Genomic DNA, 12,303 nt, shown 5'->3' with positions numbered 1-12,303 from the left:
CGTGACGTCCGGGACAGCCCCGTTCCGTCCACTCGCCGCACCCGCCCACCGGCCATGGCGGAGTCCGGTTCCGGCCCTGCGCCGAGGTCGGTGTCGCGGGAACGTCCGCCCCGTTCCACCCCGTTCCGCCCGGCACCGCGCAGCGCGCCGCGGTCACCCTTCGGACGCTCCGACGGGCCCCCGCTCCGGGGCGCCGTGCTCCGTCCACGCCGACCACAGGGCCGCGTACCGTCCGCGCAGGGCCAGGAGGCCGGTGTGCGTGCCGAGTTCCGCGACGCGGCCGTCGGCGAGGACGGCGATCCGGTCGCAGCGGCGGGCCTGCGAGAGGCGGTGGGCGACGACGAGCGCCGTCCTGCCGCGGACGAGGGCGTGGGCGGCGTCCTCCAGGACGCGGGCGTGCGCGCTCCCCGCCTCGGCCGTCGCCTCGTCGAGGACGACGACCGGCGGATCGGCCAACGCGATCCGCGCGAGGGCCAGTTGCTGCGCCTGCGCGGCGTCCAGCGGATGGCCGCCGACACCGATCCGGGTGTCCAGACCGTCGGGCAGGGCCGCCGCCCAGCGGGCGCCCACCGCGTCCAGCGCGGCGTGGACGGCCGCGTCGTCGGCGCCGGGCGCGGCGAGGGTGAGGTCGTCGCGGAGGGTGCCGGTGAAGACGTGCGGCTCCTGCGCGATGACCCCGGTCCAGGCCGGACGGTCCTCGTCGCCCACCTCCCGCACGTCCACCGGGCCGACCCGGTCCGTGAACACCGCGCGCCCCCGGGACGGGGCGAGCAGCCCGGCGACGAGGTGCGCGAGGGTGGTCTTCCCGGCGCCGCTCGCACCGACCACGGCCAGCGAGGTGCCGGGCGGCACGACGAGGTCGACGCCGTGCAGCACGTCACCGTGCCCGGGGCCGTACGAGAAGCGCAGGCCGCGCGCCTCGACGGCGACCGGGCCGGAGGGCCGCCGGACCGGGACGGGCGCCGGGGCGGGCAGCGCGGCGACGCCGACGATCCGGGCGAGGGCCGCACCGGCCCGCTGGACCTGGTCGAACGAGGTCAGCAGGGTGCCCAGCGGGTCGAACAGCCGGTGGAAGAGCAGCCCGGCCGCCGCGACCGCGCCCACGGTCACCTCCCCGCCGTCCACCAGCAGCGACCCGGTCAGCAGGATCGCGCACAGGCCGACGGCCTCGGCCGCGTTCATCGACTTCGCCAGCCACAGCGACAGCCAGGTCGCGCGCAGCCCCGCCGTCAGCGCCCGCCCGGAGGCGGCGTCGACCCGGCCGGTCTGGAGCGCGGCCATGTCGTACGCGTCGACGGTGCGCGCCCCGTGCAGGGACTCCAGCACCACCCGCCCGCGCTCCGCCGCCGCGGCCCGCTCCTCGGCGTACCGCCGGGCCGCCCGCGGCAGATGGGCGTGCAGGCCGAGGACGTACACCGGCACGACCGTCAGGAAGGCCAGGGCGAGCCGCCAGTCGAGGGAGCCGAACGCGGCGAGCGACACGGCGACCGTGCCGCCCGCGGTGACGACCTCGGCGAGCAGCGGCACGGCGGTGGTGAAGTTCTCCATGTCCTCGGTGACGCGGGAGGTCACCTCGCCGCCCCCGGCCGCCTCCGCCGTCCGCGGGTCGAGGGCCAGCACCCGCGCGACGACGTCCTCGCGGAGCAGGGCCGCGATCCGCGCGCCGAGCACCACCGTGGCCCGCTGCGCCGCGGCCGTGCACCCCGCCCCCACGAGCGCGGCGAGCGCGGTGAGGACCAGCAGCCCGGCCAGATCCGCGTGCCGGCCGTCGCGTACGGCGTCCACGAGACGGCCCAGCAGCAGCGGCACCAGCACCCCGCACACCCCGGCCGCCACCGTCCACCCGAGGGCGGCGGCGCAGTCCCGCGGGTGTCGGCGCGCGGTGCGGGCCAGGTGGGCGAGCGTGGCGCGGCCGGAGGCCACGGGGAGGGCCGTCGCCGTCATGGCTGTCGTCATCGGAGCACCGCCTCGGCGTAGTCGGGGGAGTCGAGCAGGGCGGGGTGCGCGGCGAGGACGGGGACGCCGTCGCGGCCGACGAACACGACCCGGTCGCAGCGCGCCAGCAGCGGCGGCGAGGAGGTCACGACCACCGTCACCCCGCCCTCCGCGCGCCGCGTCGCGAAGAGCCGTCCGGCGACCTCGTCCTCGGTGACGGCGTCCACCGCGGTGAGCGGATCGTGCAGGACCAGGACGGGCGCGGCGGCCGCCACGGCCCGCGCCAGCGCGAGCCGTTGACGCTGCCCACCGGACAGATCGGCGGCCCCGTCCGCGAGTTCGGCGACCGCGCCGCCCCGTACGGCGGTCACGTCACCCAACCCGGCCACGTCCAGCGCGCGTTGCTCCCGTTCCGGGTCGTGGCCCCGCCCGCTGTCCAGCATCTCACGCGGGGTGCGGCCGAACAGGTGCACGGCATGCGGCGCGGCCAGCACGTGGCGGCGGAGCCGCCGGGGGTGCGCCTCGGCGGACGGCGCACCGGCCGCGCGCACCGGGCCGGTGGCCGTGTGGACCGCGCCCGTGCCCGTGTGCACCGCGCCCGTCCGGGGCGGCCGGTCCCCTGCCAGCACTTCGACGAAGGCCGACGCCACCGCCGCGTCCACGGCCACCACCCCGAGCGCGTCACCCGGCGCCAGGTCCACGCTGAACGGCGCGAGACCGCCCACGCCCACCGCGCGCAGCCGCAGCCCGCCGTCCGGCGCCGGGGCCCCCGCCTGGTGGGGCAGACGCGGCGCGTCGTGCAGCAGCGGCCCGATGCGGGACGCGCTCGCGCGGGCCGCGGCCCACTGCTGCACCGCCGCCGTCGCCCCGGCGACCGGATCGGCGACGAACGGCGCCGTCGCCGCGACCGTCACGAACTCGGCAACCCCGATCCGGCCGGAGAACGCCATGACGCCCGCCAGCGCGGCCACCGCCGTCGTCACGGCCGCCGTCGCCGCCAGCGTCCCGCCCAGCACGAGCGCGGAGGCCCGCGCGGCGGCGACGTCCGCGCCCAGGGAGTCGTGGCTGAGCGCCCGGTAGCGCCGGGCCGCCTCCGACTGACCGCCGAAGCCCCGCAACACCCGCAGGGCACGCACCAGTTCGGCGGCCAGCGCCGCGGTGAGCCCCGCCGCCCGCTGCCGCTCCCGCAGCCGGACCTCCAACCGGGGACCCACCGCGTCGATGCCCACGACGAGCGGCGGCACCGCCAGCACGACGCACAGCCCCAGCACGACGTCGATACGCAGCAGCACGACCGCGGTCACCGCCAGCCCGGCCACCGACGACAGCACGCGCGTCAGCAGCGACAGCACCCGCGCGGTGGCCGCCGCGTCCGAGGTCACCACCGACAGCAGCTCACCCGGTGTGCGCCCCGCCGCCGCTCCCGGCTCGGCCAGGACCCGCCCCACGGCCGCGACCCGCATCCGGTGCGCCTCCTCCTGCACCGCCCTGGTGAGCACCCAGTACGAGACTCCGCCGCCGGTGGCGAGGACGGCGAACAGCACCAGGATCAGCCCGACCGCGACGCCCACGTCGCCCGTGCCGCCGCCCGCCACCGCCCGCTCCACCGTGAGACCGATCGCCAGCGGCACGAGCGCTTCGCACACCTGGTGCACCGTCGACGCCACACAACCGACGGCGAGTGCGCGACGGCGCCGCCGCAGCACCCCGGTGAGAACGGCGCGCGGCGCGCGGTCGCGCGGACGCCGGAGCGGACGCGGCACGCGTCCGACCTTGCCTGACATGCGGGGAGCCTTTCGTCGCGGTCGACGTCCCCTGCCGGAGACGACGCGACGCTAGGCCGACGCCCGCGACCCGCACCAAGGATTCGGCAACGGCGAATCGTGCCCGACCACCCGAACGACCACCCCGAACGACCGCCCCGAATGACCACCCCGTCCGTCGGCCTCGCCCGCCCGCCCCACCCGCCAGCCCCGACCTACCCGTGCCGGGCACCCGGCGGCCGGGCCCCTTACGACCCTCCGAGCCCGCTCACGACTCCCTGGGCCCCTCGTCGTTCCCGCGATCGAGCCCGGCCGCAAGCCCGCCGTCGGCCCCGGAGGCGCCGGTCACGGCAGGCGGGCCCCCGTCCCCGAGCACCCCCTGCGCGGCCGCCCCGAACAGACCGAGCAGTTCCTCCCCGGCCGGTTCCAGCCCGTAGTACACGCGTCGCCCGGCCCGCCGCCGGTGCACCACGCCCGCCGCCCGCAGCGCGGTCAGCTGCTCCGACACGGTGCTCGGCGCGAGCCCCAGCAGCCGTGCGAGCGCCGAGGTCGTCGCCGGGAGCGTGAGGGCCCGCAGGACGGCGGCCCGGCGCGCCCCCAGCAGCGCGACGAGCCGGTCCCCGAGCACCGGGCCCGCCGCCGCGCCGCCCGCCAGCACGGCCGCGCCCCGCGCCTGGTACGTCACCCGCAGCAGGTCCGGGTGGTCGGTCGAGCAGCCCATCCGGCCCTGGGCGAACACCAGCGGCACCAGCAGCAGCCGCTGCCCGCTCGCCTCCAGCCGCGACTCCTTGGCCTTGGGCAGCGACAGCACCGGCGGCTCCCACCGGCCGGGTCCGCCGAGCCCGGCCAGCACGGCGTCCGGGCCGTCCCCGGCCAGCGAGCGCGCCCGCAGCAGGATCTCCTCCTCCAGCACCGTGCGCATCAGCGGCCAGTACGGTGCGATCGCCTCCCGCCAGAACGCGGCGAAGGCGTCGGCGAGCCGCCCGAACGCCCGCTCCCGGTCGTCCCGGTAGGGCACCAGGAAGTCGGGGACGCCCTCCGGGTAGTTCCGGGTGAACTGGTGCTCCACCAGCTCCGCCGAGGTGGCCCGCAGCACCGCCAGTTCGGCGTCGAGAGCGGGGGCGGGCTCCGGCACGCACGGTTCGAACAGGTCCGGGGTGCGCCGGGGGTGGCCCACGCCGTACAGCTGCCGGTAGAGGCGCAGCGGTGCGGTCTCCGGCACCGACGCCAGCACCGTCGCCGCCCGCTCGGCCCAGGCCGTGTACGGCCAGGGGGCGCGCCCGGCGCCGCGGTGCAGGATCTCCACCGCCGCGATCACCTCGGCGGCCGGGCTGACGGCCATCCGGGTGCGCGACAGGGTGACCTCGTCCAGATGGATACGGATCATCGGGTCTCCCGCTCCCATGCAGGTCCCGGGGCGTCGCGCCGCCCCGTGGCGGTGCCGGGGCGGGGCACGGCGACCCGGCACCGCCAGTATCCCGCGCGGTGTCACACGCCGGTCGGCTCCGTCCCCCTTCCCGAGGCCGCCCCGGCGGCTCCCCGCCCGCGCAGGGGCTCCAGGCGGAGGTCGGGCCTGCCGTCCGGGCCGTCGCGCACGGTGGCGCGGACCCGGTAGACCCGCCGCAGCAGCTCCGGCGTGAGCACCTCGGCGGGCGGCCCCGAGGCCGCCACCCGGCCCGCGTCCAGCAGCACGAGGTGGTCGCAGTAGCGGGCCGCCAGGTCCAGCTCGTGGAGCGCGGCGACGACCGTGACCGCCGACCCCGCCAGCAGCTCCATCAGGTCGAGGCGATGGCTGATGTCGAGGTGGTTCGTCGGTTCGTCGAGCAGCAGCGAGGCGGTGTCCTGGGCGAGCGCCCGCGCGATGTTCACGCGCTGCCGCTCACCGCCGGAGAGGCTGCTCCAGGAGCGGTCGGCGAGCGCCGACACGTCCATCGCCGCCATGGCCCGCTGCACCGCGCGGGCGTCCTCGCCGGTCGTGGCGGAGCGGCCCCGGTGCGGGGCGCGGCCGAGGAGGACGACGTCGCGCACGCTCGCCTCGACGTCGGCGGACGTCTCCTGGGCGACGAACGCCAGCCGCCGCGCGACCTCGCGCCGCTTCGTCGCGCTGATCGTCCGCCCGTCCAGCAGCGCGCTCCCCGACGCGGGCCGGCGCAGTCCGGCGAGGAGGCGCAGCACGGTGGACTTGCCGGAGCCGTTCGGCCCGACGAGACCGGTGAACGAGCCCGGCGGCACGGTGAAGGAGACACCGTCGACGACCACCCGGCCCCCCGCCGTCCAGCACAGTCCGCTCGCCGCGTGGGCGGCGCCCGGCCCGGTCACGGCGCACCGGTCCGGCGGCGCAGCAGCAGCGCGAACGCCGGTACGCCGAGCAGCGCGGTGAGGACACCGACCGGCAGGTCACGCGGCCCGAACAGGGTCCGGGCGGCCGTGTCCGCCCACACGAGGAAGAGCGCCCCGAGGGCGGCCGCGCACGGCAGCAGCAGACGGTGCGAGGCCCGCGTGAGGATGCGCGCGGCGTGCGGGACCAGCAGGCCCACGAAGCCGATGGCGCCGCTCGCCGCGACGAGGGCGCCGGTGACGACGGCGGTCACGGCGAACAGGGTCGTCTCGACGCGGCGCGGGGAGAAGCCCAGCGTCGCGGCGGTCTCCCGGCCGAAGGCCAGCGCGTCGAGATGCGTGGCGTACAGCAGGCAGAGCGGCAGACCGGCCGCCACGGTCGCCGCGCAGATCCCCACCGAGGTCCAGTCGGCCGCCGCGAGGGAGCCGAGCAGCCAGAAGGTCACCGCCCGGGTGCGCTCGGCGTCGCCCGAGTACACGACGACGAGGCTGGTCAGCGCGCTGAACAACTGGGAGGCGACCACACCGGACAGCACGACCCGCGTCGCGGTGCCCGGGGTGCGGCCCAGCAGGAGCAGGACGCAGCCGAAGGCCGCCATCGCGCCCGCGAACGCCCCGGCGGGCAGCCCGAGCGTCCCCAGGCCGAGCACCAGCACCGACACCGCCCCGGTGGACGCCCCGGCGGAGACACCGAGCAGGTAGGGGTCGGCGAGGGGGTTGCGGGTCAGGGCCTGGAGCACCGTCCCGCACACCGCCAGGCCCGCTCCCACCAGGGCGGCCAGCAGGACGCGCGGCAGCCGCAGGTCCCACACGATGCTGTCGCGCAGCGGCGGCAGCGGCGCCCACGGCAGCCCGAGATGGGCGCCCAGCGTCCGGGCCACCTCCAGCGGCGGGATGTCGGCACTGCCCGTACCGACGGCGAGCAGCACCGACAGCGGGAGCAGCACGCCGCAGCACGCCAGGACGAGTGTGCCGCGGGCGGACCCTGCCGTTCGGAGAGCGGTCGGGGTCATCGCCGGGCGAGGACCACGTAGTCGTCGAGGTACTGCCACACCGTCCCGACCTCGCTGAACCCCGCGGTGCGCAGCGCCGACAGGTGGAAGTGCAGCGGGGCGAGCGGCTGCGGGGGCCGGTCGGCGAATCGGCGCTCCCGCTCGTCCGCGAGGGGCGCCATGCCGGGCTGGGCCGCCGCGAGCGCGAACCACTCGTCCCAGGTGTCCGCCCCGGCGGCGAACGCCGTCCGCTGCACCTCGGCGTCGTGCCGCTCCGACAGCGCCGTCAGCGTCTCCTCGGCCGGCGCGAACCGCAGGTGGTCGGCGTTGAGGAACACCGCCCCGGGCGGCAGGAGTGCGGCGAGTTCCGTGTAGACGGCGAGGAGTTGGGCGGGGGAGAGCCAGTGCAGCGCCGTCGAGGAGACGACCGCGTCGATCCGCTCCCCGGCCAGCGGCGCCGCCCAGTCGGCGCGCACCAGGTCGGTGTCGCGTACGGCGGCCCGCTCTCCGTACGCGCCGAGCACGCCGTCGGCTATGCGCAGCAGGAGGGGGTCGTGGTCGACGGCCGTGACCCGCGCCCCGGGGAAGGCGCGCAGCACGCGGGCGGCCAGGGAGCCCGGCCCGCAGGCCAGGTCGAGCGCGTGGAACCGCTCGGGCAGGTGCAGACGGAGCACGTCCAGCATCACCTCGAACCGCGACTCCCGGTGGGCGATGTAGGCGGACTGCTGCGCGTCCCAGCGGTCGAGAAGGGCCTGCGGAGGCAGCGCGGTGGTCGATGTGTCGGGCATGGAGGGTCCTTCGGGGAGCGGAGACGGGTGAGAAGGGTCCGTGGACCAGGCAGGGGGGCCGGTCCCAGGGATCGGCCGAGGACCTGGCTCCGTGGATCAGCCGTAGACGCGGGCCAGGCCCGCGCTGAAGTCCTCCACGAGGCCGACGGCGCGTACGGAGGGGTCCATGGCGGAGCCGGGCACCACGACGAAGCGGTCGGCGCGCACCGCGGCGAGCTTCGAGGTGACGGGGTTGGCGCGCAGGAACTTCTTCTTCGCCTCGGCGCTGTCGCCGTCCCCGCCGCGGGTGAGGTCGGCCAGGACGATGACGTCCGGGTCGCGCTTGGCGATCTCCTCCCAGTTGCCCTCGGGCCACTTCTGGTCGATGTCGTCGAACGCGTTGTCGACCCCGGTCAGCGCGCTCACCGTGGAGGGCAGGCCGCCGTGACCTGCGATGTAGGGCGTGGAGGTGCCGGAGTAGTACCACATGACGTCCGTACCGGCGGCGAGGTCCTTCGGCGTCTTCGCCACGGCCCGGTCCAGCCGGGTCCGCAGCCCCTGGACGACCTTCTCGCCGCGCTCCTGGACGCCGAAGACGGCCGCGATGTCCTCGATCTCGTCGAAGACGGCGTCGAAGCGCACCTCGTCGGGGGTCTTGCCCGGGTCCTCGCAGTCGTGCGCGGAGAGGTAGGCCGGTACGCCGAGCTTCTTCCAGCCCGCGCGGGGACCCGCGGCCTCGTCGGCGTACGCGGAGGCGAGGGTGGAGTAGAGGAAGTCGGGCTCGACGGCGAGGGTGGCCTCGTGGCTCGGGTACTGCTTCGCCAGCACGGGGACCTTCGCGTACGCCGACGCCAGGGAGGGCAGGACGGGGTCGGTCTGGTACGAGGTGCCCGCCATCCGGTCCGCCAGCCCCAGGCTGAGCATGATCTCCGTCGCGTTCTGCTCCAGGGCGACGGCGTGCCGGGGCGGCGCGGCGACCTCGACCTTCGTGCCGCAGCTCGTCACGACGGCCCCGGTCGCCCGTGCGCCGTCGGCGCCGCTCCGCGGGGCGTCCGCGCCACCCGTCCCGCAGGCCGCGAGCCCGGGGACGAGGAGGAGCGCCCCGAAGAGCGCTCTAATGGAAATGGTTTTCATGTGAGGAAGATACATGCGTGACGGCGCCCGTCGACCGGCCGGAGGTGGCGGTCGGCGGGCGCCGTATGTGCGAGGGAGTGTCAGAAGTGTTCTGTGCGGCTTGAGTTGACGGGGCGATCGATGGGCCGGTCGCGTGTCGCGGCCCTGGCCTGCCGCGGTAAATGTGACCAGCATCACCCGCGAGGGGCTGCTGTCGGGCGCCGGTCGGTCAGGCGGTGTTCCCGGGCAGTGCGACCGGGCCGTCCGTCCCGAAGTCCGCCGAGACGGAGACCTCCCGCCACGCCTCCGCCTCCGCGATCTGCCCGTGGGCGTGGTGGAGCGCCATGTCGGCCGCGTCCTTGCCGAGGAGGAGGTGGGTCGGCGGGGTGTCGCTCCCGATGACGCGCACAAGGATCTCGGCCGCGCACTCGGGGTCGCCCGCCGGTGACCCGGGGCCCCGCAGCAGCGCCACCATCGCGCCCACGGTCGGCGCGTAGGCCTCGGGGACGTCCGGGATCTCCATCGACGCGCCCGCCCAGTCGGTGGCGAACCCGCTGGGCTCGACCACGACATGGCGGACGCCGAACGGCGCCGCCTCGGTCGCCAGGACCCGGGTCAGGCCGTCGACGGCGAACTTCGCCGCCTGGTACGACCCCAGGCCCGGTGTGCCGCCCACCCGTCCGCCGATCGACGAGATCTGCACGACGGTGCCGCCACCCTGCTCCCGCAGCAGCGGCAGCGCCGCCCTGGACACGTGGTAGACACCCCAGAAGTTGGTCTCGAACTGGCGGCGGAAGTCTTCCTCGGGGGTGGTCTCGACGGGGGAGAGGTTGGCGTACCCCGCGTTGTTCACGACCACGTCCACCCGGCCGAAGCGCTCACGGGCCGCCCGCAGCGCCGCCTCCGCCGCCGCGCCGTCGGTCACGTCCAGCGTCAGGGGGAGGATCCGCTCCCCGTACTCCTCGGCCAGGTCGGCCAGTTGCTCCGGCCTGCGGGCCGTGGCCGCGACCCGGTCCCCGGCGCGCAGGGCGGCGACGGTGACGGCACGCCCCAGTCCCCGGGAGGACCCCGTGACGAACCACGTCCGCCCGCTCGTCCCGTCCTGTCGGCCGCCGGTGTTCTCGTTCTCGATCTCACTCATACATTTAGTGAAACACTGTTGTGCTAATAGTGCAACGTCGTTGCGCTAGCCTGGGTGCGTGAGCAGACCTGAGTTCGAGCGGGCCCGCAGCCCGCAGGCCAAGAAGGCCCGGGAAGCCGCGATCCTCGACGCGGCGGCCCGCCTGGCGCGCGCCCACGGCGTACGCGACGTGACACTGACCGACATCGCCACCGAGGTCGGGATGCACAAGTCGGCGATGCTGCGCTACTTCGAGACACGCGAGGAGATCTTTCTGCGCCTCTCCGCCGCCGCGTGGGTGGAGTGGTCGGGCGCGGTCCGCGCGGAGCTGGCCGCGCTGCGCCCCGAACCGGCCGCCGACGCCGACGCCGCTGTGGAGATCCCGGTCGACTCCACGGCCCGGGGCGTCGCGGTGCTGCTCGCCGACTCCCTCGTGGCCCGCCCGCTCTTCTGCGACCTCCTCGCCCACACCCCGCTCAACCTCGAACGCAACGTCTCGTTCGAGGCCGTCCGCTCCTTCAAACTGAGCACGATCGCCGAGGTGACGGCGATCGGCGCGGCCCTCGGCGCGGTCCTCGCGCTGGACGGCGACCGGGCCACGAGCGTGGTCGCCACCGCCACGGCCATGGCCGGGGCGCTCTGGCAGATGGCGGCACCGGGCACCCGCCTGCGGGCCTTCTACGAGACGGAGCCCGACCTCGCCCACGCGGTGGTCGACGTCGCCCCCCGCCTCGCCGACATCCTCACCGCCCTGCTCACGGGCTACGGCGCGACCGCTTCCGGCGCGGACGGCGGCTGAGGCGGGGAGGAACCGACCGACCTGGGCCCGCGTGACGCACGCAGGGCGTACCACCCGTCCTGCGCGCGTTCCCCGTGACCGGAACCGACCGCCCCGTCCCGGCCAGATTCCCCGAACGGCGGAAGTGGCCGAACTCCACGTCGCCATATAGGTGCCCCAGGCATCTAATGAAGATCGGTACGCCCGTCCGACCGTCCAGCGGCGCCCCACCGCCGCTCCGCCCGTCGCGTCTGCGAGGTCTCCATGCCGGACCTGACCACCGATCCGTCCGCCCTCGTCGCCTTCCCCCAGGACCGCGCCTGCCCGCACCAGCCGCCCCCCGGCTACGACAGCCTGCGCGCCGACCACCCGCTGTCCCGCGTCACGCTCTACGACGGCCGCCCGGTCTGGCTCGTCACCGGGCACGCCCTCGCCCGCACCCTGCTCGCCGACCGGCGCCTGTCCTCCGACCGCACCCACGACGACTTCCCCGTGACCACCCCCCGCTTCGCCGACCGCGGCCGCACCGCCGCCCTCCTCGGCGTCGACGACCCCGAACACCAGGTCCAGCGCCGCATGGTGATCCCCGGCTTCACCGTCCGCCGCGTGGCGGAACTGCGGCCGGGCATCCGGCGCACCGTCGACGGCCTGCTCGACGCGATGATCGCGCGGGGCCCGTCCGCCGACCTGGTCACCGCCTTCGCGCTCCCCGTCCCCTCCACGGTGATCTGCGCGCTGCTCGGCGTCCCCTACGCCGACCACGAGTTCTTCGAGGAGCAGTCGCGCCGCCTGCTGCGCGGTCCGACCGCCGCCGACACCCAGGACGCGCGCGAACGACTGGAGGAGTACCTGGGCGGCCTCGTCGACCGCAAACGCGAGGCACCGGGCGAGGGCGTGCTCGACGACCTGGTGCGCCGGCAGGCGGCCGAAGGCCGCCCGGACCGGGCGGAGTTGGTGAGCCTCGCGCTCGTCCTGCTGGTCGCGGGACACGAGACCACCGCGAACATGATCTCCCTGGGCACCTACACCCTGCTCCGCGACCCCGACCGGCTGGCCGAACTGCGCGCCGATCCCACGCTGCTGCCGACGGCCGTCGAGGAACTGATGCGGCTGCTGTCCATCGCCGACGGCCTGCTGCGCAGGGCCGTCGAGGACATCGAGGTCGCCGGGCGCACCATCCGGGCCGGTGACGGCGTCGCCTTCTGCACCTCGGTCATCAACCGCGACCAGGACGTCTACGAGGCCCCGGACACCCTCGACCTGCACCGGCCCGCCCGCCACCACATCGCGTTCGGCTTCGGCGTCCACCAGTGCCTGGGACAGAACCTCGCCCGCGCCGAACTGGAGATCGCCCTCGGCGCCCTCTTCACCCGGCTCCCCACCCTCCGCCTGGCCGCCCCGCCGGACGAGATCCCCTTCAAACCGGGCGACACCATCCAGGGGATGCTCGAACTCCCCGTCACCTGGTAGCGGGCGGCCATCCGATGACTCCCGATGG

At 76.0% G+C, this 12,303-nt stretch carries 10 protein-coding genes; 2 read left to right on the top strand and 8 right to left on the bottom strand.

All coding sequences use genetic code 11. The features are described from left to right. Nucleotides 1-153: 153 nt before the first annotated feature. From ACIQPQ_RS26295 to ACIQPQ_RS26260, 8 genes are all read right to left on the bottom strand, one after another. Nucleotides 154-1,956 (bottom strand): ABC transporter ATP-binding protein, encoded by a 1,803-nt coding sequence (locus ACIQPQ_RS26295; protein WP_401308060.1) that lies wholly within the window; start codon nt 1,954-1,956, stop codon nt 154-156. After that, complete coding sequence (locus tag ACIQPQ_RS26290) at nt 1,953-3,719, bottom strand: ABC transporter transmembrane domain-containing protein (protein WP_401308057.1); 1,767 nt, start codon at nt 3,717-3,719, stop codon at nt 1,953-1,955. The genes ACIQPQ_RS26295 and ACIQPQ_RS26290 overlap by 4 nt, the downstream gene beginning before the upstream one ends. Nucleotides 3,720-3,966: 247 nt before the next feature. Further along, nucleotides 3,967-5,085 carry an ArsR/SmtB family transcription factor gene (locus ACIQPQ_RS26285; RefSeq protein WP_401308054.1) on the bottom strand — a complete coding sequence of 373 codons (1,119 nt, stop codon included), beginning with the start codon at nt 5,083-5,085 and terminating at the stop codon, nt 3,967-3,969. Between the two features lie 101 nt (nt 5,086-5,186). Then, entirely contained in the window at nt 5,187-6,017 is an 831-nt protein-coding gene (locus ACIQPQ_RS26280) for an ABC transporter ATP-binding protein (protein WP_401308051.1), read from the bottom strand. Next, on the bottom strand, nt 6,014-7,048 hold the full coding sequence (locus ACIQPQ_RS26275; RefSeq protein ID WP_401308049.1) for a FecCD family ABC transporter permease: 1,035 nt from the start codon (nt 7,046-7,048) through the stop codon (nt 6,014-6,016). Before ACIQPQ_RS26275 ends, ACIQPQ_RS26280 begins: the two co-directional genes overlap by 4 nt. After that, nucleotides 7,045-7,815 carry a class I SAM-dependent methyltransferase gene (locus tag ACIQPQ_RS26270; protein ID WP_401308046.1) on the bottom strand — a complete coding sequence of 257 codons (771 nt, stop codon included), beginning with the start codon at nt 7,813-7,815 and terminating at the stop codon, nt 7,045-7,047. The genes ACIQPQ_RS26275 and ACIQPQ_RS26270 overlap by 4 nt, the downstream gene beginning before the upstream one ends. Nucleotides 7,816-7,911: 96 nt before the next feature. Beyond that, nucleotides 7,912-8,928, bottom strand: coding sequence for an ABC transporter substrate-binding protein (locus ACIQPQ_RS26265; protein ID WP_401308044.1), 1,017 nt, complete (start codon nt 8,926-8,928; stop codon nt 7,912-7,914). Between the two features lie 208 nt (nt 8,929-9,136). Continuing rightward, on the bottom strand, nt 9,137-10,048 hold the full coding sequence (locus ACIQPQ_RS26260; RefSeq protein ID WP_401308042.1) for an SDR family NAD(P)-dependent oxidoreductase: 912 nt from the start codon (nt 10,046-10,048) through the stop codon (nt 9,137-9,139). 58 nt (nt 10,049-10,106) lie between these two features. Between ACIQPQ_RS26260 and ACIQPQ_RS26255 the strand changes: the two genes are divergently transcribed. Then, entirely contained in the window at nt 10,107-10,826 is a 720-nt protein-coding gene (locus ACIQPQ_RS26255; protein WP_401308039.1) for a TetR/AcrR family transcriptional regulator, read from the top strand. Between the two features lie 243 nt (nt 10,827-11,069). After that, complete coding sequence (locus ACIQPQ_RS26250; RefSeq protein WP_401308037.1) at nt 11,070-12,275, top strand: cytochrome P450; 1,206 nt, start codon at nt 11,070-11,072, stop codon at nt 12,273-12,275. The last annotated feature ends 28 nt before the right edge of the window (nt 12,276-12,303 follow it).

It is taken from the genome of Streptomyces sp. NPDC091281, assembly GCF_044757425.1.
GTDB lineage: Bacteria > Actinomycetota > Actinomycetes > Streptomycetales > Streptomycetaceae > Streptomyces.
Note: the sequence above shows the minus strand (reverse complement) of the source record. Positions and strands in the feature narration are given on the sequence as shown.

Excerpts from the sequence above, each read along its gene's own strand:
- ACIQPQ_RS26295 (WP_401308060.1), bottom strand. The coding sequence starts at position 1,956 with ATGACGACAGCCATGACGGCGACGGCCCTCCCCGTGGCCTCCGGCCGC.
- ACIQPQ_RS26290 (WP_401308057.1), bottom strand. The coding sequence starts at position 3,719 with ATGTCAGGCAAGGTCGGACGCGTGCCGCGTCCGCTCCGGCGTCCGCGC.
- ACIQPQ_RS26285 (WP_401308054.1), bottom strand. The coding sequence starts at position 5,085 with ATGATCCGTATCCATCTGGACGAGGTCACCCTGTCGCGCACCCGGATG.
- ACIQPQ_RS26275 (WP_401308049.1), bottom strand. The coding sequence starts at position 7,048 with ATGACCCCGACCGCTCTCCGAACGGCAGGGTCCGCCCGCGGCACACTC.
- ACIQPQ_RS26270 (WP_401308046.1), bottom strand. The coding sequence starts at position 7,815 with ATGCCCGACACATCGACCACCGCGCTGCCTCCGCAGGCCCTTCTCGAC.
- ACIQPQ_RS26265 (WP_401308044.1), bottom strand. The coding sequence starts at position 8,928 with ATGAAAACCATTTCCATTAGAGCGCTCTTCGGGGCGCTCCTCCTCGTC.
- ACIQPQ_RS26260 (WP_401308042.1), bottom strand. The coding sequence starts at position 10,048 with ATGAGTGAGATCGAGAACGAGAACACCGGCGGCCGACAGGACGGGACG.
- ACIQPQ_RS26250 (WP_401308037.1), top strand. The coding sequence starts at position 11,070 with ATGCCGGACCTGACCACCGATCCGTCCGCCCTCGTCGCCTTCCCCCAG.